At 69.8% G+C, this 26,536-nt stretch carries 22 protein-coding genes; 6 read left to right on the top strand and 16 right to left on the bottom strand.

Annotated features, from left to right (window positions below; translation table 11 throughout):
* Positions 1 to 3 precede the first annotated feature (3 nt).
* The 6 genes from FB390_RS08085 to FB390_RS08060 form a co-directional block, all read right to left on the bottom strand.
* On the bottom strand, positions 4 to 786 hold the full coding sequence (locus FB390_RS08085; protein ID WP_141808395.1) for an enoyl-CoA hydratase family protein: 783 nt from the start codon (positions 784 to 786) through the stop codon (positions 4 to 6).
* A 73-nt stretch (positions 787 to 859) separates the two neighbouring features.
* Entirely contained in the window at positions 860 to 2,020 is a 1,161-nt protein-coding gene (locus FB390_RS08080; protein ID WP_141808394.1) for an acyl-CoA dehydrogenase family protein, read from the bottom strand.
* The gene (locus FB390_RS08075; RefSeq protein ID WP_141808393.1) at positions 2,020 to 4,077 is read right to left on the bottom strand and encodes an acetyl/propionyl/methylcrotonyl-CoA carboxylase subunit alpha; all 2,058 of its coding nucleotides are present in this window, start codon (positions 4,075 to 4,077) and stop codon (positions 2,020 to 2,022) included. Before FB390_RS08075 ends, FB390_RS08080 begins: the two co-directional genes overlap by 1 nt.
* Positions 4,031 to 5,629, bottom strand: a complete 1,599-nt coding sequence (locus FB390_RS08070) for an acyl-CoA carboxylase subunit beta (protein ID WP_141808392.1) — start codon at positions 5,627 to 5,629, stop codon at positions 4,031 to 4,033. Before FB390_RS08070 ends, FB390_RS08075 begins: the two co-directional genes overlap by 47 nt.
* Positions 5,626 to 6,789, bottom strand: coding sequence for an acyl-CoA dehydrogenase family protein (locus tag FB390_RS08065; protein WP_141808391.1), 1,164 nt, complete (start codon positions 6,787 to 6,789; stop codon positions 5,626 to 5,628). The genes FB390_RS08070 and FB390_RS08065 overlap by 4 nt, the downstream gene beginning before the upstream one ends.
* A complete protein-coding gene (locus FB390_RS08060; protein ID WP_141808390.1) occupies positions 6,786 to 8,501 on the bottom strand; it encodes an acyclic terpene utilization AtuA family protein in 1,716 nt (571 codons plus the stop codon). The genes FB390_RS08065 and FB390_RS08060 overlap by 4 nt, the downstream gene beginning before the upstream one ends.
* A 151-nt stretch (positions 8,502 to 8,652) precedes the next feature.
* Here FB390_RS08060 and FB390_RS33435 point away from each other — a divergent pair, with 151 nt between their 5' ends.
* Positions 8,653 to 8,811 carry a hypothetical protein gene (locus FB390_RS33435; protein ID WP_185756973.1) on the top strand — a complete coding sequence of 53 codons (159 nt, stop codon included), beginning with the start codon at positions 8,653 to 8,655 and terminating at the stop codon, positions 8,809 to 8,811.
* A gap of 19 nt (positions 8,812 to 8,830) precedes the next feature.
* Here FB390_RS33435 and FB390_RS08055 read toward each other — a convergent pair whose 3' ends face one another.
* The 6 genes from FB390_RS08055 to thiO all read right to left on the bottom strand — a co-directional run bounded on the left by FB390_RS08055 (position 8,831) and on the right by thiO (position 14,070).
* Positions 8,831 to 9,754, bottom strand: coding sequence for an adenylate/guanylate cyclase domain-containing protein (locus tag FB390_RS08055; RefSeq protein WP_425465850.1), 924 nt, complete (start codon positions 9,752 to 9,754; stop codon positions 8,831 to 8,833).
* Positions 9,755 to 10,167: 413 nt separating this feature from the next.
* Entirely contained in the window at positions 10,168 to 10,968 is an 801-nt protein-coding gene (locus FB390_RS08050; protein WP_141808389.1) for an ABC transporter permease, read from the bottom strand.
* Positions 10,968 to 11,912, bottom strand: a complete 945-nt coding sequence (locus FB390_RS08045) for an ABC transporter ATP-binding protein (RefSeq protein WP_141808388.1) — start codon at positions 11,910 to 11,912, stop codon at positions 10,968 to 10,970. The genes FB390_RS08050 and FB390_RS08045 overlap by 1 nt, the downstream gene beginning before the upstream one ends.
* A gap of 94 nt (positions 11,913 to 12,006) precedes the next feature.
* Positions 12,007 to 12,765: a thiazole synthase gene (gene thiG / locus FB390_RS08040; protein ID WP_141808387.1), complete on the bottom strand. Its 759-nt coding sequence runs from the start codon at positions 12,763 to 12,765 to the stop codon at positions 12,007 to 12,009.
* Positions 12,758 to 12,976, bottom strand: a complete 219-nt coding sequence (gene thiS / locus FB390_RS08035) for a sulfur carrier protein ThiS (protein ID WP_141808386.1) — start codon at positions 12,974 to 12,976, stop codon at positions 12,758 to 12,760. The genes thiG and thiS overlap by 8 nt, the downstream gene beginning before the upstream one ends.
* Entirely contained in the window at positions 12,973 to 14,070 is a 1,098-nt protein-coding gene (thiO, locus tag FB390_RS08030) for a glycine oxidase ThiO (protein WP_141808385.1), read from the bottom strand. Before thiO ends, thiS begins: the two co-directional genes overlap by 4 nt.
* 123 nt (positions 14,071 to 14,193) lie before the next feature.
* Between thiO and thiE the strand changes: the two genes are divergently transcribed.
* Entirely contained in the window at positions 14,194 to 14,898 is a 705-nt protein-coding gene (gene thiE, locus FB390_RS08025; RefSeq protein ID WP_141808384.1) for a thiamine phosphate synthase, read from the top strand.
* Here the strand turns inward: thiE and FB390_RS08020 are convergent.
* Entirely contained in the window at positions 14,895 to 15,578 is a 684-nt protein-coding gene (locus FB390_RS08020) for an NUDIX hydrolase (protein WP_141808383.1), read from the bottom strand. The genes thiE and FB390_RS08020 overlap by 4 nt on opposite strands.
* A 142-nt stretch (positions 15,579 to 15,720) precedes the next feature.
* On the opposite strand from FB390_RS08020, the gene FB390_RS08015 reads away from it, so the two are divergent.
* The 3 genes from FB390_RS08015 (at position 15,721) to FB390_RS08005 (ending at position 21,102) form a co-directional block, all read left to right on the top strand.
* Positions 15,721 to 17,097 carry a hypothetical protein gene (locus tag FB390_RS08015; RefSeq protein ID WP_246123913.1) on the top strand — a complete coding sequence of 459 codons (1,377 nt, stop codon included), beginning with the start codon at positions 15,721 to 15,723 and terminating at the stop codon, positions 17,095 to 17,097.
* A gap of 11 nt (positions 17,098 to 17,108) precedes the next feature.
* Positions 17,109 to 18,089 (top strand): glutamate ABC transporter substrate-binding protein, encoded by a 981-nt coding sequence (locus tag FB390_RS08010; RefSeq protein ID WP_141808382.1) that lies wholly within the window; start codon positions 17,109 to 17,111, stop codon positions 18,087 to 18,089.
* A gap of 718 nt (positions 18,090 to 18,807) precedes the next feature.
* Positions 18,808 to 21,102, top strand: a complete 2,295-nt coding sequence (locus FB390_RS08005) for a serine/threonine-protein kinase PknG (RefSeq protein WP_141811617.1) — start codon at positions 18,808 to 18,810, stop codon at positions 21,100 to 21,102.
* A 97-nt stretch (positions 21,103 to 21,199) separates the two neighbouring features.
* On the opposite strand, the gene FB390_RS08000 is transcribed toward FB390_RS08005, so the two are convergent.
* Complete coding sequence (locus FB390_RS08000; protein WP_141808381.1) at positions 21,200 to 22,087, bottom strand: alpha/beta hydrolase; 888 nt, start codon at positions 22,085 to 22,087, stop codon at positions 21,200 to 21,202.
* 78 nt (positions 22,088 to 22,165) lie between these two features.
* On the opposite strand from FB390_RS08000, the gene FB390_RS07995 reads away from it, so the two are divergent.
* Complete coding sequence (locus FB390_RS07995) at positions 22,166 to 22,801, top strand: TetR/AcrR family transcriptional regulator C-terminal domain-containing protein (RefSeq protein ID WP_141808380.1); 636 nt, start codon at positions 22,166 to 22,168, stop codon at positions 22,799 to 22,801.
* A gap of 229 nt (positions 22,802 to 23,030) precedes the next feature.
* On the opposite strand, the gene FB390_RS07990 is transcribed toward FB390_RS07995, so the two are convergent.
* Positions 23,031 to 24,314, bottom strand: coding sequence for an acetate kinase (locus FB390_RS07990; protein WP_141808379.1), 1,284 nt, complete (start codon positions 24,312 to 24,314; stop codon positions 23,031 to 23,033).
* Positions 24,315 to 24,416: 102 nt separating this feature from the next.
* Entirely contained in the window at positions 24,417 to 26,489 is a 2,073-nt protein-coding gene (pta, locus tag FB390_RS07985) for a phosphate acetyltransferase (RefSeq protein WP_141808378.1), read from the bottom strand.
* Between the last annotated feature and the right edge of the window lie 47 nt (positions 26,490 to 26,536).

Genomic DNA, 26,536 nt, shown 5'->3' with positions numbered 1-26,536 from the left:
GCGCTATTCTGCCCAGCTCGGTGCGCGCCGCTGCAGGAAGGCCAGCATGCCCTCGTGCACCTCCGGCGTGCCGAAGAAACTCGCCGAACGCCGCGCCAGCTCTTCGGCGGAGGCGTCGAACCCGGCGAGGATGTCCGCGTTGACCAGACGCTTCGCCTCGGCCAGACCTTGCGGCGACCCCTTGCGCAGCTCGCCGATCAGCCGCGCGACCTCGGCGGCCGGGTCCTCGGCCGTGACCGTGACCAGCCCGATCTCGGTGGCGACGTCGGCGCCGAACTTCTCGCCGGTCAGGTAGTAGCGGCTCGCGGCGCGCGGGTTCAGCCGCGGCAGCAGGGTGAGCGAGATCATGAACGGCGCCAGCCCGATTCGCACCTCGGTGAGCGCGAAGGAGCTGACCGGCCCGGCCACCACCAGATCGCAGGCCGCGACGATGCCCATGCCGCCCGCGCGCACATTGCCGTCGATCTGCGCGATCACCGGCTTGGGCACCTCCACCAGCCTGCGCAGCACGCCGATCATCACGCGGGTGCGCTGGTCGGCCGCCACCGCGGGGTCGGCGTCGCTGGCCTCGCTGAGATCCGCGCCCGCGCAGAAGGTGTTGCCGGTGTGCGTGAGCACGATGCCGCGCACCGCGGGGTCGGCGGCCGCGTCGTCCAGCCCGCGCAGCAGCTCGGTGACCAGCCGCGACGACAGCGCGTTGCGGTTGTGCGGTGAGTCGAAGGTGAGGACCGCGAAGCCGTCGCGGGTCTCGTAGCGAACGAGCGGCGCGGTGGAAGTGTCGGTCATCGGGTCTCCTGTGGTTCGTCGATCCGGTGATTCCGCCCCGGCTCTCTCCGTGGCCGAGGCGAAATCGGCTGCGTCAGTAGGACTTCGGCAGTCCCAGCGAGAACTGGGCGACGAAGTTGAGCACCATCTCGCGGCTGACCGGCGCGATCCGGCCGATGCGGGACGCGGCGAGCATGGCAGCCAGACCGTAGTCCGCGGTGAGGCCCGCGCCGCCGTGCGTCTGGATCGACTGGTCCAGCGCCTTGATGCTGGCCTCGGCCGCCGCGTACTTGGCCATGTTCGCGGCCTCGGCCGCGCCCATCTCCTCGCCCGCGTCGTAGAGGGTCGCGGCCTTCTGCATCATCAGCTTGGCCATTTCCAGCTCGATCTTCACCTGCGCCAGCGGATGCGAAATGCCTTGGTGCGCACCGATCGGCGTCTTCCACACCGTGCGCTCCTTGGCGTATTCCACGGCGCGGTCGATGGCGTAGCGGCCGAGGCCGACGGCCATCGCGGCGCCCATGATGCGCTCCGGGTTGAGGCCGGCGAACAGCTGCATCAGCGCCGCGTCCTCCTTGCCGACCAGGGCGGTGGACGGCAGGCGGACGTCGTCGAGGAACAGGTTGAACTGGTGGTCCGGCTCGATGATGTCCATCTCCTGCGGCACCTTGGTGAAGCCGGGCGCGTCGGTGGGCACGATGAACAGGGCGGGCTTGAGCTTGCCGGTCTTGTGGTCCTCGGTGCGCGAGACGATCAGCACCGCCTCGGCCTGGTCCACGCCGGAGATGAAGATCTTGCGGCCGTTGAGGATCCAGTCGTCACCGTCGCGGCGGGCGGTGGTGGTGATCTGGTGCGAGTTCGACCCGGCGTCGGGCTCGGTGATGCCGAAGACCATCTTGCCGGAGCCGTCGGCGAGCTTGGGCAGCCAATGCTGCTTCTGCTCGTCGGTGCCGTACTTGGTGATGATGGTGCCGCAGATGGCCGGGGAGACCACCATCAGCAGCAGGCCCGCGCCCTGCGCGGACAGCTCTTCCATCACCAGCGCCAGCTCGTACATGCCCGCGCCACCGCCGCCGTATTCCTCCGGCAGGTTGACGCCGAGGAAGCCGAGTTTGCCCGCCTCGTCCCACAATTCGGTGAGCGGCTCGTTCCGGCGCGCCTTGGGCAGCACGTAGTCGCGGTAGGTGTACTTGGCGGCGAGCGCGGCCACCGCGGCCCGCAGCTGCTTGCGCTCGTCGGATTCGATGAAGGACATTACTGCTCCTGGTTCTCGTTGACCGCGTCGTCGGGATCCACGACGGCAAGGACGGCGCCGATGTCGACCTGCTGGCCGACGGTGACATTGAGCGCGCTCAGCACGCCCGCGGTGGGCGCGGCGATGGTGTGTTCCATCTTCATCGCCTCCAGCCAAAGGATCGGCTGACCGGCGTCCACCCGGCTGCCGACCTCGGCGCCGAGCCGGATCACGCTGCCCGGCATGGGCGCCAGCAGCGAACCGGTGGCCACCTGGTCGGCCGGGTCGCTGAACCGCGGCAGCCTGCGCGCGCTCACCGGGCCGAGCGGGGAGTCGACGCAGACCAGGTCGCCGTAGCGCGCGACGGTGAACACCCGCCGCACCGGACCGCGTTCGCCCGGCACGCTCAGCACCACCCGATCGGGGGCGAGTTCGACCAGCTCGACGCCCTCGTGGCCGTCCACCTGCACGCCGGTGCGGGTGAACCGGTAGCCGACTTCGTGCACGCCGCTGGTGCGGCTCTCGTAGGACTTGCGCTGCGACTGCGAGGGCAGGTTGCGCCAGCCGCTCGGCAGCCCGCCGCCGACCCGCGCCACCGCGCGGTTGGCAGCGGCGTCCGCGAGAGCGGCGGCGACGATGGACAGCGCCTCGTCCGAGTCGGACGCCAAAGGCGCTGCGAGCGTGTCCAATCCGTGCGTCTCGAAGAACGCGGTGTCGGTGTCGCCCGCCAGGAAGGCGGGATGGCGCAGCACCCGCACCAGTAGGTCGCGGTTGGTGACCAGGCCGTGGATGCGGGCCCGCTGCAATGCAGAGGCGAGCAGACGCGCCGCCTCCGTGCGGGTCTCGGCGTAGGAGATGACCTTGGAGAGCATCGGGTCGTAGTGCACGCCGACGACCGAGCCGTCGACCACGCCGGTGTCCAGGCGCACGCCCGCGCGGTCCAGCAGATCGAATTCCGCGGTGACCGACGGGATGTCGAGACGATGCACGGTGCCGCTCTGCGGCTGCCAGTCGTGCGCCGGGTCCTCGGCGTAGAGCCGGACCTCGATGGAATGTCCGCGCATGGCGGGCGGTTCGGCGGGCAGCGCCGCGCCGGAAGCCACTTCCAGTTGCAGGCGAACGAGATCCAGCCCGGTGGTGCACTCGGTGACCGGATGTTCCACCTGGAGACGGGTGTTCATCTCCAGGAAGAAGAAGTCGCCCTGCTCGTCGGCCAGGAACTCGACGGTGCCGGCGCCGGTGTAGCCGATCGCGCCCGCGGCGAGCCTGGCTGCCTCGAACAACCTCTCGCGCATGCCGTCGACGCGCTCCACCAGCGGCGAAGGAGCTTCTTCGACGACCTTCTGATGACGGCGCTGGATGGAGCACTCACGCTCGCCGACCGACCAGATCGTGCCGTGCGTATCGGCCATGACCTGGACCTCGATGTGCCTGCCCGTCTCGAGGTAGCGCTCGCAGAACACGGTCGGGTCGCCGAACGCCGACTCGGCCTCGCGCCGGGCCGCCGCGAGCTGCGGTTCCAGGTCGGCGAGTTCGCGTACCACCCGCATGCCGCGCCCGCCGCCACCGGCGGACGCCTTGATCAGCACCGGCAGGTGCGCCTCGGTGACCTGGGCCGGGTCCAGCTCGGCGAGCACCGGTACGCCCGCGGCGTCCATCATCTTCTTGGACGCGACCTTCGAGCCCATCTGCTCGATGGCCTCGATCGGCGGTCCGATCCAGACCAGCCCGGCCGCCTGCACGGCGCGCGCGAATTCCGCGTTCTCCGAGAGGAATCCGTAGCCCGGATGGATGGCGTCGGCACCGGCCGACAGCGCGGCCTCGATGATCAGCTCGCCGCGCAGATAGGTCTCGGCGGGCGTGTTCCCGGGCAACCGGACCGCGGCATCGGCCTCGCCGACATGCGGGGCGGCGGCGTCCGCGTCGGAGTACACGGCGACGGTGCCGAGGCCCATCCGCCGACAGGTGGCGAAGACGCGACGGGCGATCTCGCCACGATTGGCGACAAGAACAGTGGAAATCACGGCTGCCTCACATCCGGAAGACGCCGAAGCCCTCGGCGCCCTTGATCGGGGCATTGTGGATGGCCGAAAGCGCCATGCCCAATACCGTGCGGGTGTCGCGGGGGTCGATGACGCCGTCGTCGTAGAGCCTGCCCGACATGAACATCGGCAGCGACTCGGCCTCGATCTGCGCCTCGATCATGGCGCGCATGCCCGCGTCGGCCTCCTCGTCGAACGGCATGCCCTTGGCCTCGGCGGCGGCGCGGCCGACGATGGAGATGACACCGGCCAGCTGCGCGCCGCCCATGACCGCGGATTTCGCACTGGGCCAGGCGAAGACGAAGCGCGGATCGTAGGCGCGACCGCACATGCCGTAGTGGCCCGCGCCGTAGGAGGCGCCCATCAGCAGCGAGATGTGCGGCACCTTCGAGTTGGACACCGCGTTGATCATCATCGCGCCGTGCTTGATGATGCCCTTCTGCTCGAACTCCTTGCCGACCATGTAGCCGGTGGTGTTGTGCAGGAACAACAGTGGCGTGTCCGACTGGTTGGCCAGCTGGATGAACTGCGCGGCCTTCTGCGCCTCCTCGGAGAACAGGACGCCACGGGCGTTGGCCAGGATGCCGACCGGATAGCCGTGCAGCTCCGCCCATCCCGTGACCAAGCTGCTGCCGTACAGCGGCTTGAACTCGTCGAAATCGGAGCCGTCCACGACGCGGGCGATCACTTCGCGCGGGTCGAACGGGATCTTCAGATCCGAGGGGACGATGCCGAGCAGCTCCTCCTGGTCGAACAGCGGCTCGATCACTTCCGCGCGCGGCGCGGGACCCTGCTTCTTCCAGTTCAGGCGCTTGACGATGGAGCGGCCGATGCGGATCGCGTCCTGCTCGTCGACGGCCAGATAGTCGGCCAGACCCGAAGTCCGAGCGTGCATTTCGGCGCCACCGAGGGATTCGTCGTCGGACTCCTCGCCGGTGGCCATCTTCACCAGCGGCGGACCGCCGAGGAACACCTTGGAGCGCTCCTTGATCATCACCGTGTAGTCGGACATGCCGGGGACGTACGCGCCGCCCGCCGTGGAGTTGCCGAACACCAGCGCGATGGTCGGGATGCCCATCGCGGAGAGCTTCGTCAGGTCGCGGAACATCCGGCCGCCGGGGACGAAAACCTCTTTCTGCGTGGGCAAGTCGGCGCCGCCGGACTCCACGAGCCCGATCACCGGCAGCCGGTTCTCCATGGCGATGTCGTTCATGCGCAGGTTCTTGCGCAATGTCCACGGGTTCGAGGTGCCGCCGCGCACGGTGGGATCCGGCGCCACGATCATGCATTCGACGCCCTCGACGATGCCGATGCCCGCGATGACGCTGCCGCCCACGTGGAAGTCGCTGCCCCACGCGGCGAGCGGGCACAGCTCGAGGAACGGCGAGTCCTCGTCGATGAGCAGCTCGATGCGTTCGCGCGCGGTCAGCTTGCCGCGCTTGCGGTGCCGCGCCATCTTGTCCGGACCGCCGCCCGCGACGTTCTTGGCGAATTCGGCGCCGATCTCGGCGAGCTTGGTGTTCATCGCCTCGGCGGCGGCGGCGTACTCCGCCGAACCGCTGTCGAGGGTGCTGCGCAAGGTCGTCATGCCTGGTACCCCAATCGTTTGGCGGCGAGTGCGGTCAAGATCTCGGTGGTGCCACCGCCGATGCCGAGGATGCGGATGTCACGGTACTGGCGCTCCACCTCGGACTCGCGCATGTAACCGAGGCCGCCGAAGAGCTGAACGGCCTGGTTGGCCACCCACTCGCCCGCCTCGACGGCGGTGTTCTTGGCGAAGCACACCTCGGCGATCAGGTCGGTCTCGCCATTGGCGCTGCGCTGCACCACATCCCGGGTGTAGACGCGGGCGACGTCGATGCGGCGCGCCATCGCGGTCACCGTGTTCTGCACGGCCTGCCTGCTGATCAGCGGGCGGCCGAAGGTCTCGCGGTTGCGCACCCACTCGAGGGTCAGCTCGAGGCAGCGCTGCGCCTGCGAGTACGCCTGCACGGCGAGGCCGACCCGCTCGCTGACGAACGCGCCCGCGATCTGATAGAAACCGGAGTTCTCCGGGCCCACCAGATTCTCCACCGGTACCCGCACGTCCACGTAGGACAGTTCCGCGGTGTCGGAGGCGCGCCAGCCCATCTTGTCCAGCTTCCGGCTGACGGTGAACCCTGGCGTGCCCTTCTCCACCACGAGCAGCGAGATGCCGCCCGAGCCGGGGCCGCCGGTGCGCACCGCGGTGACCACGAAGTCGGCACGGACGCCGGAGGTGATGTAGGTCTTCGCGCCGTTGACGATGTAGTGGTCGCCGTCGCGGCGCGCGGTGGTGGTGAGGTGGCCGACGTCGGAGCCGCCGCCCGGCTCGGTGATGGCCAGCGAGCCGATCTTCTCACCGGCCAGGGTCGGGCGGGCGAAGCGCTCGATCAGGTCCTCGTTGCCGGAGGCGATGATGTGCGGCACCGAGATGCCGCAGGTGAACAGCGAGGCGAACAGGCCGCCGGAGGCGCCCGCCTGGTGCATCTCCTCGCAGACGATCATGGCGTCGACACCGTCACCGCCGGAGCCGCCCGCCGACTCGGGGAACTGGATGCCGAGCAGGCCGAGCGCGCCCGCCTTCTTGTGCAGCTCGCGCGGGATCTCGCCGTCGCGCTCCCACTGGTCGAGGTACGGCAGGATCTCGCGCTCGACGAAACCGCGCACGGTGGCGCGCAATTCGCGCCGCTCCGGCGTATTCCACGGACTGACTACGGCACTGGTCATGAGAGCAGCTCCACGGGGATATCGAGGTGACGGGAGCGCAGCCATTCGCCGAGCCCCTTGGCCTGCGGATCGAAGCGGGCCTGGTAGGCCACACCCTTGCCGAGCAGGCCGGAGATGATGAAGTTCACGGCGCGCAGGTTCGGCAGCACGTGCCTGGTGACGGTGAGCGGCGCGGCCTCCGGCAGCAGTTCCTTCATCCGCTCGACGGTGAGCGTGTGCACCAGCCAGCGCCACTGCTCGTCGGTGCGCACCCAGACGCCGATGTTCGCGTCACCGCCCTTGTCGCCGCTGCGGGCCAGTGCGACGGCGCCGAGCGGTGCGCGGCGAGTCTCGTTGGCGGGCAACGGCTCAGGAAGACCCGGCTCCGGAACGTCTTCCAGTGCCAGGGTTTCCGCTGCGGGCGTTACCTCGATACGGGAGCCGTCCGCCAGCACCGCGGTGTGCGGCACCTCGGTGGCGTCCACGAAACCGGGCGTGTACACGCCGTACGGCGAGCCGTTTCCCGGCACGGCGGTGAAGCTGCATCCCGGGTAGCTCGCCAGGGCCAGTTCCACCGCGACGCTGGAGAAGGCGCGGCCGACCTTGTTCGGATCCGGGTCGCGGACCACGCAGCGCAGCAGCGCGCTGGCCTGCTCCTCGGTGTCGGCGTCCGGCCGGTCCAGCCGGGCGAGGGTCCACTCCAGCTCGGCCGGGCGCACCGGCAGCCAGGATTCCAGCTGACGTTGCGCCAGTGCGGCTTTCGCCTCGATGTCCAGACCGGTGAGGATGAATTCCATCTCGTTGCGGAAGCCGCCGAGGGTGTTCAGCGACACCTTGAGCTGCGGCGGCGGCGCCTCGCCCGCGACACCGGTGATGAGCACGCGGTCGGGGGCTTCCTGGGTCAGCCGGATGGTGTCGAGCCGCGTCGTGACGTCCGGGCCCGCGTAGCGCGCGCCCTGGATCTCGTACATCAGCTGCGCCTCGACCGTGTCGACCGTGACCGCGCCGCCGGTGCCCTCGTGCTTGGTGATCACGCTGCTGCCGTCGCGGCGGATCTCGGCGATCGGGAAGCCGGGCCTGCCGAGATCGGCGAGTTCGGTGAAGAAGGCGTAGTTGCCGCCGGTCGCCTGGGTGCTGCACTCGATGACGTGACCCGCGACGACCGCGCCCGCGAGCGCGTCGTAATCCGTTCGTCCCCAACCGAAGTGCGCGGCCGCCGGGCCGACGATCACCGAGGCGTCGGTGACCCGGCCGGTGACGACGATGTCCGCGCCCGCGTTCAGGCATTCGACGATGCCCCACGCGCCGAGGTAGGCATTCGCCGTGAGCGGGCTTCCGAGTCCGAGTTCGCTTGCGCGCGAAAGCAGATCGTCGCCCTCGACGTGTGCGATCTTGGCGTCGAGCCCGAGATCGGCGGCCACCTTGCGCAGCTTCTCGGCCAGCCCGGCCGGGTTCAGACCGCCCGCGTTGGCGACGATCTGCACGTTGCGTTCCAGCGCGAGCCCGAGGCAGTCCTCGATCTGCTTGACGAAGGTCTTGGCGTAGCCGAGGCTCGGGTCCTTCATCCGGTCCCTGCCCAGGATCAACATGGTGAGCTCGGCGAGATAGTCGCCGGTGAGCACGTCGAGCTGCCCGCCTTCGAGCATCTCGCGCATGGCGCTGAGCCGATCACCGTAGAACCCGGAACAGTTGCCGATGCGGATGACATCCGGATCGGCGGCCAACTTACTCATCAGCCGGAGGCCTCCCTTGCGGTGGAGTTCGCGTTCCGGAATTCAGCATCACATCCACCCGGGAAAAAATCAAGCGCGCGTGCTTGTTAATAGTTGCAGCAGGTCAGACCCCTCCGCAGTGGCAGCCGGGCAGACCCAGCAGAATGGCCCTATGTCCACCGACGTCACCGTGGTCCTGCTGCTCGCCCTGTCCGGCTTCCTGATCGGCGGCGCGTACTCCACGTGGAAGACCTCCCGCCCGCTCGCCATCTCCCTCGCGGTTTGCGCCGTACTCGCCGCGGGTGGCGCCATCGCCTGGGGCTTCGTCTAACGCTCGACCGGCGAGCCGCTCAGTTCCTCGACAACCGGAAGATGCGCAGGTCTTCCGGGACGCCGCTGAGCGGGGCCGCGAAGAAACTGCGTCGGTAGGGCTTGACGGTCAAGCCCAGTTCCGCGAGCGTTTCCGGCTCCAGGGACTGGAGGGTGGCCTCGGAGATCATGGTGTTGCCGTTGCCGCCCGCTTCCATGACGCGCGCGGCGATGGTGACGTCGACGCCGAGCCAGTCGCCGCCGATCTCGCGCGGCGAGCCGGTGTGCAGTCCCATCCGCATCCGCGGGCGATAGCCGCGCAAATCGATCTCGGCCAGGTTGCGCCTAGCCTGCATCGCGGCGCGCACAGCGCGGTCGGCCGAGGGGAACACGGCCATGAGCCCGTCGCCCATGCGCTTCACCACCCGGCCGCCGCGTTCGGCGATCGGCGGTTCGATGGCCTTGGCGACCTCGCGGAGCAGTTCGAGCGTCGCCTCGTCGCCCGCTGTCAGCGACCAACTGGAGAAGGCAACCAGGTCGGTGAACATGACAGTTATTTCTTCGCTACCTTTGCCCCGGCCGACCCGCTCCAGCATGGCCTGCCAGACCTGAAGCGCGCCGAAGCCGATCTCGCGCGCCGCGCTCGGGGTGTCGCCGACCAGCTTGTCGGCGGCCCTCGCGACCGCGCGGGCGCCGCCCGGCCCGCTGACCGACAGCGGATCACCGAAGGACGGGTCACCCGGAAGTTGTTCACGCGCCTTGCGCAGCACCCCGATCAGGTCCGGCCGCTGGTTGGCCGCGTTCATCAGCGCGGAGATCTGCGCCTTGCGAAGATTCGGCCCCGAACGCCGGGCGCCGCCCGCCTCCTCGGCGGGCACCAGCGGAATCACGACCTCGGGTTCGACACCGCCGTTGTCCTCCGGCCGCGACCCCGGCTCGGCACCGCCGGAAGGTGTATCACTCACGCCCCGAGCGTATCTCAGCCACGCGGCCCGCTGCTGCCTACTCGCGATCGCCACCCGACACCTCCCGCCGCCTCCCGATCGGACGGAGCGACCATCCCGACCGGTTTGCAGACCGATAGCGAGATGGTTGCCGAATCCAAGTTAATGCTACTGCCGGTATCAGCATTTCGATAGTGACGGAGGGCACATGGGGAGCAGGCCGGACGAGCCCGTCCTACCGCTCCCCGAACGGGTATGCACAAGCACCACCGGCCCGGCGCCGAAGGGGGATTTCTTCGGGCGCCGGGCCGGTGGCCCGCACGGTCCGCCGGGCAGTGGCGGGCAGTGCTACCGGGTACGCGGACCTCCCGACAAGGTCGCGTCCCCCGAGCCCGAGCGGCGAGGGAAGGCAGCTCGGGCAGTCTTCGGTTGTCTCAGGCGTCGCGCTTGTTCACCACGACCAGGGCCGCGCCGAACACGATGGCGACGAAGGCCGCGAAGTAGAGCAGCGCGGGCCAGGCGCCCCAGTGCCACGGCAATCCGGTGTCCTCGAGTCCGAGGAAGCGGTTCGCGTTCTGGAAGGGCAGGAACACCTGGATGTTGCGGCCGTACTTGCCGAACGCGCCGATGATCGGCTCGATCAGCACCGGCCAGACGATCAGCAGCGACAGCGCGCCCGCCGACTGCCGGACCAGGGCGCCGACGCCCACCGAGAGGAACACGACCAGCGCGGCGAAGATCGGGACCGCGTAGAAGACCTTCAGGTCGCCGTCGGTCAGGCTGAGCTTGCTGCCGACATCGCTGTCGGTCAGCGCCTTCAGGATGAGGAAGCTGAGGAAGGTCAGGATCGCGGAGAGCACCGCGGCGCCGACCGCGATCATGCTCGCCTTGGTGACCAGCACCGTGGAACGGTGGGGCGCGGCGAGGAAGGTGGCCTTGATGGTGCCGAAGCGGTATTCGCTCGTCACCGCCAACGCGGCCAGGATCATGATCAGGATGTAGCCGAAGCCGGGGATGAACGAGACGCCGGTGATACCGAGGCCCGCCATCACGTTCTCCGCGTACGGCGGTTCCGGCGAGATCGTCGGGTCGTCCTGGTAGGCGTTCATCGACACGTTCAGCAGCAGGCTGAACAGCGCGGTGATGCCGAGGGCGAAGACCACCGTCAGGGCGGCGCACCACCAGGGCGACCTGGTCGAGGTGAGTTTGATTCGTTCCGCTGCCAACACGCCCATCAGAGCGCACCTCCCATCACCTGATCGAAACCTTCGCCGTGGTACTGCACCGAACCACCCGTCATCCGCATGAACGCCTCCTCCAGCGAGGCCCGCTGCGGCGAGAGCTCGAACAGCGTGATGTCGTTCGCGCCGGCCAGTTTGCCGACCGCGTCGCTCGGGACGCCCGCGACGAGCAGCGCGGGTCCGTCCCCGCCCGCGCCGTCCTCACGGACGGTCATGCCGTTGGATGTGAGCAGGCTGCGCAGCTGGTCGAGCTGCGGGCTGCGCACCCGCACCGACTGCTCGGAGGCGCGCTCGATGAACTCTCGCGTGGTGGTGTCGGCGATCAGCTGACCGCGCCCGATCACCACCAGGTGCTCGGCGGTCTGCGCCATCTCGGAAAGCAGGTGGCTGGAGACCAGCACGGTGCGCCCCTCGGCCGCCAGCCGCTGCATGAACCGGCGGATCCACAGGATGCCCTCCGGGTCGAGGCCGTTCACCGGCTCGTCGAACAGCAGCACCTCGGGATCGCCGAGCAGGGCGCCCGCCAGGCCGAGCCGCTGCGACATGCCCAGCGAGAAACCGCCCGCGTTCTTGCCCGCGACCTCGGAGAGTCCGACCAGCCGCAGCACCTCGTCCACCCGGGACTTGGCGATGCCGTTGGACGCCGCGAGCCATTGCAGGTGCGAACGCGCCGAACGGTTCGGATGCACCCACTTGGCGTCCAGCAGCGCGCCGACGGTCCGCAGCGGATGGTCCAGCTCGTGGTACTGCTTGCCCTGAATGAGCGCGGTACCCGCGGTCGGCTTGTCGAGGCCCAGGATCATCCGCATCGTCGTGGACTTGCCTGCGCCGTTCGGTCCCAGGAAGCCCGTCACCTGTCCGGGTCGCACGGTGAAGGACAGATCCTGAACCGCGGCGGTCTGGCCGTAATGTTTGGTCAGGCCCCTCAGTTCGATCATGGGTCCAGCATTCCGCAAAACCGCGCGTCGCGCGTCACTACAAAGTTGTCGATCGCGTCATCCTTGCGGATGAGTCGCCCCTGAGTCGCGTAGTTCAGAGCTCCGGGGAGGACGCCTGAGCCCAGAAGCGCTTCGGGATGCGGCCCGCCTGCCTGGCCAGGTAGCCGGCCCGGACGGCGTCGGCCATCGCGGCGGCCATCAACTCGGGGTGCCTCGCACGGGTGACGGCGGTGGCCAGCAGCACCGCGGAGCAGCCGAGCTCCATGGCGAGGGCGGCGTCGCTCGCGGTGCCGATGCCCGCGTCCAGGATCACCGGCACGCCCGCGGCGGCCACGATCATCTCGATGTTGTGCGGGTTGCCGATGCCGAGACCGGTGCCGATCGGGGCGCCGAGCGGCATGACGGCGGCGCAGCCCGCGTCCTCCAACCGCCGCGCCAGCACCGGGTCGTCGGAGGTGTAGGGCAGCACGACGAATCCGGCGTCCACCAATTGCTCGGCGGCGCTGAGCAATTCGATCGGATCGGGCAGCAGCGTCCGCTCGTCGGCGATGACCTCGAGCTTCACCCAGTTGGTGTCCAGCGCCTCGGCGGCCAACTGCGCGGTCAGCACGGCCTCGGCGGCGGTGCGGCAGCCCGCCGTGTTGGGCAGCGGCGTGATGTCCAGGCGCTTGAGCAGATCCAGCACACCGGTGCCGCCCGCGGCGTCCACCCGGCGCATGGCGACGGTGGTCAGCTCGGTGCCGGAGGCGACCAGCGCCTCCTCGAGCACGGCGAGGCTCTCGGCGCCGCCGGTGCCCATGATGAGCCGGGAGCCGAACTCGCGGTCGGCGATGCGTAGCGGCGCGTTACCCACCTTGAACCGCCGTCAGGACCTCGATCTTCCAGCCGCGGCCGACGGGCTCGTCCCAGCGCGACTTCGGGAACACCGCGCCGTCCACCGCCAGCGCCACGCCCTGACAGGGCAGTTCGAGGCGGGCCAAAAGCTCACGGACGGTGAGCGGTTCGGCGAATTCGTGATCCTGCCCGTTGACGGTGACGCCGATGGGAACGGATGTCGCGGTCATCGAACTCCTCCTGCGGTGGATAGGGACGACGCTACCGGCGTCGTCGAAAAGCGGTGCGGGTCGGCGGCTTTCGCTTCCGGCAGCACCGTGCCGGACAACAGGCTCAGCACCGCGTCGACGGTCAGCGGCACGGTGAGCATGCCGTTGCGGCCGTGCCCGGTGGCGGCGATCAGCCGGTCGGTGAGCCTGCCGATCAGCGGTAGGTTGTCGGGGCTGCCGGGCCGGGAACCCGCGGCCGCCTCGGCGAGTTCGTATTCGCCGATTCCGGGCAGCACGGCCTCGGCGTCGGCGATCAGGTCGCGGACGCCCGCCACGGTCACCGCCGTGTCGAAACCCGCCTCGTATTGCGTTGCGCCGACGACGATCCCGTCCCGGCGCGGGACCAGATACACCGGCCTGCCGTGCACCCTTGCCCGGATCACCCGGCGCGGCGCCGGCGCGGCGCCCGGCCGGTGACGCAGGCGCAGGATCTCCCCCTTGACGGGCCGCACCGGAAGTCCCGGCCACAGCCGCGCCGAGGCGGCGCCGGCGGCGAGCACGATCTGATCGAAGGCGAGCGCGTCGAGATCGGTGACCTCCTCGGCGCGCAGTTCGACGCCCGCGGCGGCCACGGCGTGCCGCAAGGCGTCGAGCAGCCGCCGGTTGTCGATGGCGGGTTCGGCCGCCGCCAGCAAACCCGCGCGCACGGTGCGAGCGAGTGCCGGTTCCAGTTCGCGGACGCCCGCGCGGTCGAGCACGCGCAACTCGTGACCGTGTCCGCCGACCCAGTCGGCGACGGTGCGGAGATCGGCGGCGTCGGCGCCGTCCAGCGCGACGGTCAGTGTCTCGTCGGCGACGAAGACCTCAGCGCCCGACACGGACTCCAGCCGGGCCGCGAACTCCGGCCAGCGGGCCAGCGCGGCGGCGCCGAATTCCAGAACGCGATCCTCACCGGGCCAGCCCTCGGACAGCGGCGCCAGCATCCCTCCGGCTACCCACGACGCGCCCGATCCGACGGCCGGATCGAACAGCGTGACCTGCCATCCCGCCTCGGCGGCCCGCCACGCCACCGCCAGCCCGATGGCGCCGCCACCGACGACGGCGAGAGTCCGCATTCTGTCCACCTACAATTCTCATCCGCGCGGGGGTCCTCACGCGCCATGCCGGCGCGCCTCGGCCGCCATGCCCGGCCCGCCTCCTGTTCGCATCCCCACGGTAGCGCGGCTACCGTCGAAGGCGTGCAACCCTCCCTCCCGAACCGAACGCTGCCGCCACGGGAGCGCCTGGCCACCGCGCGGCTCTATCTGTGCACCGACGCCCGGCGCGAGAAGGGCGATCTGGCCAAGTTCGCCGAAGCCGCGCTCGCGGGCGGGGTCGACATCATCCAGCTCAGAGACAAGGGATCACCGGGCGAGGCCAAGTTCGGGCCGATGGAGGCCAAGGCGGAACTCGGCGCGCTCGCGGAGCTGAAGGCCGCCACCCGCAGGCACGGCGCGCTGCTCGCGGTGAACGACCGCGCCGACATCGCGCTGGCCGCGAACGCCGACGTGCTGCACCTCGGCCAGGGTGACCTGCCGCCGTGGTACGCGCGCCGCATCCTCGGACCGGACGTGGTGATCGGCCGCTCGACGCACAACAGGGCGCAGGCCGGTCTCGCCGCCATCGACGAGCACATCGACTACTTCTGCACCGGTCCGGTGTGGTCCACGCCGACCAAGCCGGGTCGCCAGGCCGCAGGCATCGAGCTGATCCGCTCCACCGCCGACGCGCACCCGACCAGGCCCTGGTTCGCCATCGGCGGCATCGATCAGCAGCGGCTGCCCGAACTGCTCGCGGCGGGCGCCGACCGGATCGTGGTGGTGCGGGCGATCACCGAGGCCCGCGATCCCGAGGCCGCGGCAGGCGAACTGAAGTCCGCGCTGCTCGCCAACAGCAGGACCTAGCCCAGAATCTGTCCCCTGGTCAGCGACAGCACGGCGACCGGAGACGGCAGCTCGTGAGCCTCGGGTTCCTCGCTCGTCGCCTCGACGATCAGCGCGACGCCGCCCGGACCTTCTGGGTCCGAGTGCAGCCAGACGAATCCCTGGTCGGCGAGGTCGACGGTGCGCGGAAGGGCCGCGGCGAGGGCACGCGAGTCGTCGAGCTCGGTGAGATCGGCACGGGCCGGGACCGCACGCAAGGCGGGCCAGGCGACGGCGAAACCAGGGTGCAGCGGCCGCGCCTCGACCTCGTCCTCCGGCACCCAGGCCAGTTCGGTGCTCTCGCGGTTGGCGTTGGTCGGCAAGGTCATCACCGCGTCGGCGATCACCGTGGTGTAGGTCCAGCCGCTGAGCGCGGACGCCGTGATTCGTTCGCCGCGCACCCGGACGTCGGCCGGGTGGATCCCCGCCTCCTCCCAGGCTTCGCGCACCGCCGCGTGCACCGGGGTCTCGTGGCTGTCGCGGGCGCCGCCCGGCAGCGCCCAAGTGCCGCCCTGGTGACTCCACAGGGCGCGGTGCTGGAGCAGCACCGCCGAGCCACCCGCCGGGAGCGGCGCGCGCAGCAACAATCCGGCAGCGCCGAACCGACCCCAATGTTTCAGGCCGTCCGGGCCTCGCGACCACCCGTCGCCGTCACCGCGCATCGCTAACCATCCTCATCCAGCCGTTGTCGTGTTCGCACCGCAGAGCACCCAGCAGGGGGTGTTTCACACGCCACGGCACCGGTAGGACCACAATAAACTGCGACGCAGGCGCACAGGTGGGGCGTGGACCCGGAGGTGGACGATGGCTCGGACCGAGCAGCTGGCGGCCACGCGGCCGCCGTCGGCCGTCGCCGAGCAGGCGCGCCTGCCGTTCGGCGCCGCGTCCGCCGCCGCGGTCCGCGAGCACCTCGATCCCGCCAACCTGCGATCCTTCGCGAATTCTTCCCCGGGCCGCCTGATTGCCATCGGATTGCTGCTCATCGGCCTCTGCCTGACCGCGGGCGTGGTGACCGCGTCGACGGTGAGCGATCGCCAAGAGGCGCTGCGCATTCTGCTCGACGACACCGAGCCCGACGCGCACTCCGCGCACCGCCTCTACGCGTCGCTGTCCATCGCCGACGCGGCGGCGAGCACCGCCTTCATCGCGGGCGGCGTCGAGCCGGAAGCGGTGCGCGAGAGGTACTCCCAGGCGGTCGGCGAGGCGGCGGCCGAGCTGGTCGCCCAGTCCGGGCACACCGTCGGTCACCCCGACCCTGGCGCGGACGTGCGGCTGCGGACCAGCATCGCGACCGAGCTACCGGTGTACACCGGGCTGATCGAGACCGCGCGCACCAACAATCGCAGCGGGTATCCGGTCGGCGCCGCCTATCTGAGCGAAGCGTCGAATCAGATGCAGACCACCATGCTTCCGATGGCGGAGGAACTCCAGGACCACCGCGTCGAGGCCGTGAACGCCGCGCAGCGCGCCCACGTCCGTCCGCCGTGGGCGGCCATCGGCCTGTTGATCCTCGTGCTGGTCGTGCTGGTCTGGGCGCAGACCCAGCTGGCGCGGCGGTGGCGGCGCACCTTCAACGCCGGTCTGCTGCTCGCCTCCGCGGCGATGCTGATTCTGTTGGCGTGGACGGTGATCGCCGGATCGGTGTCGGCCACTTCGATGATCAGCGGACGCGACGACGGCGCCGTGCCCGCCTCCCGGCTGATCGAAGGACGCATCCTCGCCCAGCAGGCGCGTGCCGCGGAGACGCTGAAACTGGTGCGCCGCGACGCGACCGGCGACTACGACCGCACCTTCGACGCGGGCATCGCCCGCCTCGACGAGCTGCTCAGCGGCTACCCGAATGCCGCGCCCGCGATCGAGAACGTCGCGAATGCCCGTGCCGCGCTGGACCGTTGGCGCTCGTCGCACCAGCGGATGAACGACGCCCTCGCGCGCGGCGACTTCATCGGCGCGGCCGCGGTGGCCACCGGACCCGGCGCGGCCCAGTCGACGGCGCACGTCGAAGCGCTGGACCGCTCGCTCGGCAACGGCATCACCGAAACGCGAAACACCCTGCGCGACGAGATCTCCCAGGCCGTCCGGGTGCTCGACTACCTCGCGACCGGCGCCATGGCGCTCGGCATCGTCGCCGCAGCCTACGTCGGTCTCGGTCTCTGGCCTCGATTGCGAGAATATCGATGAACACGGCACCGATGAGCACAGCGCGCGGCCTGTTGGCCGCCGCGCTCGCCGCCACCGCCTTCCTCGGTGGCTGTGCGGCGGCGCCCGATCCCGTCGACCACGCCGTGATCGGCACCTACACCGAACCGCCGCTGCCCGCGAAAGCCAGTCCGCTGCATACCGATACGCCACTGCCGAGCGGCGCCGAACCGGAATGCGGCGACCCGACCGCCAGCCTTCGCCCGACGGGTGCCGGGCGCGCCGCCCGCGGGCCGAACATCGACGCCATCCGGGCCCGCGGCAGATTGCTCGTCGGCCTGGACACCGGAAGCAACCTCTTCAGCTTCCGCGATCCGGTCAGCGGCGCCATCGTCGGCTTCGACGCCGACATCGCCCGCGAGATCGCGCGCGACCTGCTCGGCAGCCCGGATCTGATCGAATTCCGCAGTCTCGCCTCGGCCGACCGGGAGAAGGCGCTACAAGACCGCACGGTGGACGTGGTCGCCAAGACCATGACCATCACCTGCGAACGCCGCAAGAAGGTGGCCTTCTCCACCGTCTACCTGCGTGCCGACCATCGGGTGCTGGCCATGAAGAACTCCGGCATCACCGGCATCGGTGATCTCGCGGGCAAGCGGGTGTGCGTGGTGAGCGGCACCACCTCGCTGGACCGCCTCCGCCGCGAACAGCCCGCCGCTACCGTCCTGACCGTGCCGACCTGGGCCGATTGCCTCGTCGTCCTGCAACAGCGACAGGTCGACGCGGTGAGCACCGACGACGCGATCCTCGCCGGGCTCGCCGCGCAGGATCCGTACACCGAGTTGGTCGGCGACAGCATCAGCGTCGAGCCGTACGGCATCGGAATCCACAAGGACGCCGACGATTTGGTGCGGTTCGTGAACGGCACGCTGGAGCGGCTGCGCACCGACGGCACCTGGACGAGGATTCACCGGCAGTGGCTGGCCGAGCTCGGGCCGACGCCCGCTCCGCCCGCTGCCACGTATCAGGACTGAGGCGATGACGACGCGATTCCACCCCTTCCCGCGACCGGAGGACGACCGGCCAGCGGGTGGTTCCGCGTCGTCCGGGCCGGAGTCGCGGGAACCCGAAGCGCCGCCGACCGTTCGCTGGTCCGACCCCGTCGGCGAGCACGGTGAGTCGGGGGACACCCGATCATCCGGCGACGCAGGGCATTCGGACGACGATCTCCGCGCGCATCGTGCGTCCTCGGACGCCGAAGACGAGCACACGCGGCCGGTCGGACCCGGTCGGAGGGAATTCGCCGACGACGCCGCCCATGGCCGTGGCGACGACATGGCCACGAGGCGCGATCGGACGAAGCCCACGGAGAGCGGCGGACACAGCCGGGGCGAGGGCAGCCGGGGCGAGGGCGAAGGCACGCCGATCGAGCGCCGATCGGAGGCGTCCACAGGCAGCCCCGCAAGCGGCCGGGGTGGAAGTGCGTCCAGCCACATCGGAGAGCCGACTCAGGCGAGCGCACCGGAACGTCCTGCGCGGCAGTCGAACCGATCGGACGAGCAGCCTGGCACCATGGCGGTCGCACCGGAGCAGCCTGGGACCATGGCGGCGGCACCGGAATCACCGGGCACGATTGCGGACACACCGGAACCACCAGGCACTATGGCGGCCACGCCCGAACCACCGGGCACCGTGGCTGCCACCTCCGAACCGCCGGGCACGATTGCGGACACACCGGAACCACCAGGCACCATGGCGGCCACGCCCGAACCACCGGGCACGATGGCGGTCGCACCGGAACCACCGGGCACCATGGCGGCCGCCCCCGAGCCGCCCGGCACGATGGCCGCCCCGGCTTCCGACGAGACCAGGCGCTCGGAGCCGGATTCCGGTGGGGCGTCGCGTACTTCGGGCCGAAGCGTACGCACCGCACGGTCGCGGCCTTCCGTGCGCAGGCTCGGCGGCGGTCTGGTACCCATCCCGACGGTACCGCCCGCGGATCCGATGGCGGCCGTGCTCACCGATCCGGTGGTGTCCGAGGGCAGGCGCTTCTGTTGGCGCTGCGGCAATCCCGTCGGCCGAGCCACCGCCGTTCGTCCGTCTACGACGGTCGGCACGTGCGAGACCTGCGATGCGCCTTACGATTTCCGTCCGTCGCTGCACCCGGGCGACATGGTGTCGGGCCAGTACGAGATCCAGGGCTGCTTGGCGCACGGTGGACTCGGCTGGATCTACCTCGCCGTCGACCGCAATGTCAGCGACCGGTGGGTGGTGCTCAAGGGCCTGCTGCACGCGGGCGACGCCGAGGCGCAGGCCGTGGCGGTGGCCGAGCGCCAATTCCTGGCCGAGGTCGCCCATCCCAGCATCGTCAAGATCCACAACTTCGTCGAGCATCCCGGCCCGGACGGCTCGCCCATCGGCTACATCGTGATGGAGTACGTCGGCGGACAGTCGCTGCGCGCGGTGCTGGACACCTACGAGCGGCCCGCCCGGATGCCGGTCGCCGAGGCGATCGCGTACGTGCTGGAGATCCTGCCCGCGCTGGACTACCTGCACTCGATCGGTCTCACCTACAACGACCTCAAGCCGGACAACATCATGATCACCGAGGACCAGGTCAAACTGATCGACCTCGGCGCGGTCGCGACCATCGAGGCGTACGGAAATCTGTACGGCACCAGGGGTTTCCAGGCACCGGAGATCGCCAAGACCGGTCCGACGGTGGCCTCCGACATCTACACCGTCGGCCGCACACTGGCGGTGCTCACCCTGAACATGCCCATGGAGCACGGCCGCTACCAGGACGGAATTCCCGATCCCGCAGAACATCCCGTGCTGCAGCGCTACGAGTTCTTCCACCGGCTGCTGCTCAGCGCCACCGACCCGGACCCGGCGCGCCGGTTCGGCTCGGCCCGCGCGATGGCCGCGCAGCTGGCGGGCGTGCTGCGCGAGATCCTCGCGCTGGACACCGGCGCCGAGCATCCACAGTTGTCCACAGTGTTCAGTCCACAGCGCACCAGTTTCGGCACCGACGAACTGATCAGCCAGACCGACGCCTACGCCGACGGCATCGGTCGAAGCAGCCTGCTGCAAGCCTCGGAAATCGCCGCCGCGCTGCCGATTCCGCTGATGGACCCCGCTGATCCCTCCGCTCCCCTGCTCGCCGCCGCGGTACACCCGGAGCCTCGGCAAGCGCTGGACGCCCTTCAAGAGGCGCGGGATCGGGCGGCCGCCGACCCCGCCAACGCCCCCGAGACTTGGGATCTGGAGCTTTCGCTCGCCGAGGCGCGGTTGCGGCTGGACATGGGCGAGTCGGCGGCGGTGCTGTACCTGCTGTCCCGTATCCGGACCTACGACTGGCGCATCGACTGGTACACCGGGCTCGCGGAACTGCGGGAGCAGAACTACGAACGGGCTTTCGCGGCATTCGAGGCCGTACTGCACGTGCTGCCCGGCGAGATCGCGCCCAAGCTCGCCCTCGCCGCCACCGCCGAACTCGTTTTGCAGCACTGGGATTCGCCGGATCCGGAGCAGTGGCGGGCCTACGCGGAGAAGTTCTACGGCACCGTCTGGCGCACCGACCGCGCGGTGGTCAGCGCGGGCTTCGGGCTGGCGCGGCAGCTGGCCGCCGCTGGCCGGGTCGAGGCCGCCGTCGACGCGCTGGACGAGGTGGCCACGTCCGCGCGCTGCTACACCGTGGCGCGGATGACGGCGGTGCTGTTGCTGCTCACCGCGTCACCGATCGCCGAGCTCGACGAGTCGACCCTGCACATAGCGGCCTCCCGAGTGCAAGCCCTGCCGGCCGGTGAGAGCCGCGCACCACAGATGCGAGTGCTCGTCCTCGGCGCCGCCCTGGCCTGGCTGCAAGCGGGCAACACCCCGAAAAGCCCGAACGCCAAGCTCTTGGGCGCCGCGTTCACCGAACGCGACCTCCGCGACGGCACCGAATCGGGCCTGCGCACCCTCGCCCGCCACGCCCCCGGCCGCAAACACCGCTACGCCCTCGTCGACCTCGCCAATTCCATCCGCGCCAAGACCTGGTTCTGAGAGACTCGGCCGTCGCGCCGGATTCATTTCGACACCGCGCGTCGCTGCTTCAGCGCTTGCGGTTGTCGATGGAGTCTGAAGACGTCGAGGGCGGCGGCTATGCGCTCGGGGTGAGGTGTGCGGTCAGGAAGTCGATCTGGTCGGCGACGATCTGCTCGACCACCGGCGGGTGATACACGGTGAAGTGATCGGCGTCGTAGTGCTTCAGGACGGCCCCCGGCGCGGCGGCGGCGACCCGACCGACGATGGCGGGGTCGATGAGGTTCTCGTGCTCGCTGGCGCACACCAGCAGTGGGCAGCGTACGCGTGGCGCGGCGGATGCGGCGTTGTAGAACAGCATGCCGAGGCCGGAGGCCGCTGTGATCCGATTGTCGAAGCGGTATCCGGGAGGCGTCACCGACTGCCACCCTTCGAGGGCGCCGGGCTGATTCACGAACGCCAGCTCGCCGGGTTTTCCGACCAGCTGGACGTAGCGGCGTGACCGTCGGAGTGCGGCGCGTGTCAGGTCGGCGACGATCGGGGCCGTGAATCGGAGTAGATGCCGTACTCCGGCTCGGGAGACGACGGCACGTCCACTGAAGACCGGACACTGGACGACCGCGGCACGCAGATCGTGGTGCCGGGCAGCCGCCGCCAGAACGTGGCTCGCGCCGAAGGAGGTCCCCCAGAGCGCGACGCGTCGCGGATCGAGTTCGGGCCTGGAGCGGGCGAAAGCCAGTGCGGCGTCGACATCTTCGGCGTAGCGACGTTGGCTCACCAGCTGGCGCGGTCGACCGCCCGATTCGCCGAGGTGACGAAAATCGAAGGCCACCACGGCGAAGCCGGCCTGTGCGAACCACTTCTCGTACTGCCCGAGCATCATCTCGTGTGTCGCGCCGCCGCCGTGGACGAGAACGACGGCCGGATGCGGGCCGGGCCGCTCGGGCAGCGTCAGCCATGCCGCGCATTCGTCTGTTCCGGACGGGAATGTGGTGCGAATAGTCATGCGACTCTCCGTTTAGGTACGTTGTACGTGAACGACGGCCAGTTAATCACGTACGACGTACTTAAACAAGGGAGGGCCATGCCGGCACCCAGAAAGTTCACCCGGGCACAACTGCAGACGGCCGCGCTGGCGCTGGTGGACGAGCAGGGACTCGCCGGTCTCACCATGCGCAATCTCGCCGCCGAACTGGGGACGGGGGCGATGACGATCTACAACTACGTCGACGGTCGCGAGGGTCTCGAAGAATTGGTCACCGAGGCCGTGATGACCGAGACGCGGTGGACCGACGCGGGCGGCGATTGGGAGGCGCGCGTTTTCGCGATCGCCGAGGCCATGTGGCGGGCGGTGCGTGCCCACCCGCACGCCATTCCATTGATCCTGACCCGGCGCAGCTTCGACATCCCCACCCTCACACCCGCCGAGGCGCTGCTGCAGGCCCTCGCCGACTCCGGAAGATCAGGGCTCGATCTGCTGGTCGCCTTCCGTGCGGTGTCCGGCTTCGTGACCGGCTTCGCCCAAGCCGAACTCACCAACCCGCTCTCGGCACCCACCGACGGAGACCGCGCCGCCGCCACGGAACGCGTCGCGCAACTACCCGCCGACCGATTCCCCAGACTGATCGAGATCGCCCACGCGGCCGCCACCGGAGATCCGGAAATCGAATTCCGCGACGGACTGCGGATCGTCCTGGCCGGACTCCGAGCAAAGCTCTGATCGGTTTGAGACCCGGCCGCCGCGGCGGAACGGCGGCCGGGCCGGATCTGGGCGCGGGAGCAGTCGGTTTCCGAAAGGCCCGCGGGCCGCGCCGTTCCGGGGGCAGCCGGAGCGGCTGGCGGGAGGCGAGGGCATCGTTCCCTTCGGCCCGCGGGTCGGCTCGGATACCTGGCGACCCCGATCCGCCTTCCATGCTGGCGCGCGGACCCTGAGGAATCCGTGGGGTTTTCTAGGGCATATCTCCACCGTCGGCCCGGGCGTGCTCGACACGCTTCGTCCCGGTCATTCGGTGCTGTCGACGGACGCCGCCGCTAGAGGGCGACACGACCTGCCGTGCGGCGCGGGCGATGGCGAGCTCCTCGTTGGTCGGCACCACCAGGACAGCGACGGGTGCGCCCGGCGGCGAGATGAGGCGGGCGGCGCGGTCGGCGGCGTTGTTGCGCGCCGGGTCGACTTCGATGCCGAAGCCGGACAGACCGGCCAGGGCGTCGGCGCGGACCTGGGCGCTGTTCTCGCCGACACCGGCGGTGAAGGTGATGGCGTCGACCCCGCCGAGCTCGATCATGTACGCGCCGAGGTAGCGGCGCAACCGGTGGATGTAGACGTCGTAGGCCAGCCGGGCCGCGTCGTCACCCGCGTCGATCAGCCGCTGCAGCTCGCGGAAATCGTTGACGCCCGAGAGGCCTTTGATGCCGGAATTGCGATTGAGCAGTTCCTCGATCCGGTCGGCGTCGAAGTGGGCCGAGCGCACCAGGTGGCCGATGATGCCCGGGTCGATGTCGCCACCCCGCGTGCCCATCACCAGTCCCTCCAGCGGGGTCAGCCCCATGCTGGTGTCGATCGGCTGCCCGCCGCGGATCGCCGACGCGGACGCGCCGTTGCCGAGGTGGAAGACGACCTGGCGCAACGTATTCGGGTCTCGATCGAGCACCTCGGCGACCCGACCGGACACGTATTCGTGCGACGTGCCGTGGAAGCCGTACCTGCGAATGCTATGCGCGGCAGCAATTTTCGCGTCGATGGCGTAGGTCCGCGCCGCCTCTGGCAGGCCGTGGAAGAACGCGGTGTCGAAGACGGCGACCTGCGGCACGCCGGGCAGCAGTTCCCTGGTGCTCTCGATGCCGGTGACGTTGGCCGGATTGTGCAGCGGGGCAAGGTCGGACAGCTTCGAGATCTCCTCGACCACGTCGTCGGTGATCAGCGTCGGCTCGTAGAACACCTCGCCGCCGTGCACCACCCGGTGCCCGACCGCGCGCACACCCGCACCGGCCAGGTCGTGCCCCGTCTCGGCGAAAATGTCGAAGACCAGCTGCAACCCGGCCTTGTGGTCGGCGATCGGCTCGGTGCGCCGCACGGTGCGGTCACCGGCGCGATGCTCGACGGCGCCCTCGCGCTCCCCGATTCGCTCCACCAGACCGGAGGCCGCCACCGCGCCCGTCTCCGGGTCGAGCAGCTGGTACTTGATGGACGAGGAACCCGAGTTGATCACCAGCACAAGATCGTCGTTGCTCATCATGCCTCCTGCGTCTGCTCGAGACCCCGCCCTCCAGCGACGTCCCTACCGGCGGCAACCCGGGTCACCGCGCGTTTGTTCCGTTCCGGCGGGTGCCCGGTGTCACTGCCCCTGCGCCTGGATGGCGGTGATCGCGACGGTGTTGACGATGTCGGCGACCAGCGCGCCGCGCGAGAGGTCGTTGACCGGCTTGCGCAGGCCTTGCAGCACCGGGCCGATCGCGATGGCGCCCGCGCTGCGCTGCACCGCCTTGTAGGTGTTGTTGCCCGTGTTGAGATCCGGAAACACGAACACCGTCGCGCGCCCGGCCACCTCGGAGTCCGGGAGCTTCGCGTCGGCGACGGTCGGCTCGATCGCCGCGTCGTACTGAATCGGGCCCTCCACCAACAGTTCCGGCGCGCGCTCGCGGACCAGTTTGGTCGCGACGCGCACCTTGTCCACGTCGGCTCCGCTGCCGGATTCGCCGGTGGAGTAGGACAGCATGGCGATCTTCGGGTCGATGCCGAAGCGCGCGGCGGTCTGCGCGGAGGAGATCGCGATATCGGCGAGTTGCTCCGAGCTCGGATCCGGGACGACGGCGCAGTCGCCGTAGGCGAGCACCCGGTCTGCCAGGCACATGAGGAACACGCTGGAGACGGTGGAGACGCCCGGCACCGTCTTGATGATTTCGAAGGAGGGCCGGATCGTGTGCGCGGTGGTGTGCGCGGCGCCGGAGACCATGCCGTCGGCGATGCCCTTGTAGACCATCATGGTGCCGAAATAGGAGATGTCGGCGACGGTTTCGCGGGCCCGCTCCAGCGTCATGCCCTTGTGCTTGCGCAATTCGGTGTATTCGGCGGCGAATTCGTCGAGGTAGCCGGAGGTGCGCGGATCGAGCACCTCGGCCTCGGAGATGTCGACGCCCAGTTCGGCGGCCCTGGCCCGAATGGCGGACTCGTCACCGAGGACGACCAGGTCGGCGATCTTGCGCTGCAGCACACGGCCCGCCGCGCGCAGGATGCGATCGTCGTCGCCCTCGGGCAGCACGATCCGCTTGCGATCGGCCCTGGCCTGCTCGATCAGCTGATACTCGAACATCTGCGGTGTCACCACCGAGCTGCGCGGAACACTGATGCGCCGCAGCAACTCCGGCGCGTCCACGTGCTGCTCCATCAGGGCGAGCGCGGTGTTCACCTTGCGCGGGTTGCCCGCCGACATCCGGCCCCTGGTCCGGTACGCGGCGCTCGCTGTGTCATAGGTGCCCAGGCTCGTGGTGAGGATCGGCAGCTTCTGCTTCAGGCCCGCCATCAGTCGCGCGACCGCGGGATGGGGCAGCATGCCGCCGTTCATGATGATGCCCGATAGCGACGGAAACCCTTCGGCCTCATGCGCGTTCACCACGCTCAGCAGCACGTCGGAACGGTCGCCGGGCGCGATCACCACGACACCGTCGACCAGCCGCTCCAGAATGTGCTCGGCCGTCATGCCGCCGACCATCACCTTCAGCGCCTCGCGCTGCAGCAGTTCCGGGTCGCCGCTGTACATTTCGCCGCCGACCGCCTCGCACAGCTCGGCCATCGTCGGCGCGATCAGCAGCGGGACTTCCGGTAGCGACCAGGACGGCACATCGAAACCGCCCAGCACGGAACAGATCTCGCTCAAATCGTCCGGATCGCAGCGGTTCGCGACGATCGCCACCAGCGCCGAGTGCTCCTGCTGCAATTCGCTCGCGCACAGCTCGACGAGCTGCTTGATCTCGTCCGGAGTGCGATCGGAGCCGCGCACCACCAGCAGCACCGGCGCGCCGAGGTTCACCGCGATCCTGGCGTTGAAACGCAGCTCGCTGGGGCTGGCCACGTCGGTGTAATCGCTGCCGATCACCACCACCGCGTCGCACACCTTGGCCACGTCGTGGAAGCGCATCACGATCTCGCTGATCGCGGCGTCCGGATCGGCGTGCACCTGTTCGTAGGTGACGCCGACCGCCTGGGCGTAGTCGATGTCGGCGGTGCTGTGCTCGAGCAGCAACTCGAGGATGTAGTCGGGCTCGGTGGTCGAGCGGGTGATCGGCCGGAACACCCCGACCCGCGCGGTGGTGGCGCACAGCATCTGCAGCACGCCGAGCGCGACCGTCGACTTTCCGGTGTCGCCTTCCGGAGAGGCGATGTAGACGGTGGACGGAGCGGATTCGACCATGATCCCGAGCTTAGTGAGCCGACACGCCGGTGCTCGGCCAACCGATG

Origin of the sequence: Nocardia bhagyanarayanae (assembly GCF_006716565.1) — a bacterium.
Classification (GTDB): Bacteria; Actinomycetota; Actinomycetes; order Mycobacteriales; family Mycobacteriaceae; genus Nocardia; species Nocardia bhagyanarayanae.
The sequence above is the reverse complement of the archived record's forward strand: the minus strand, read 5'-3'. Positions and strand labels throughout refer to the sequence as shown.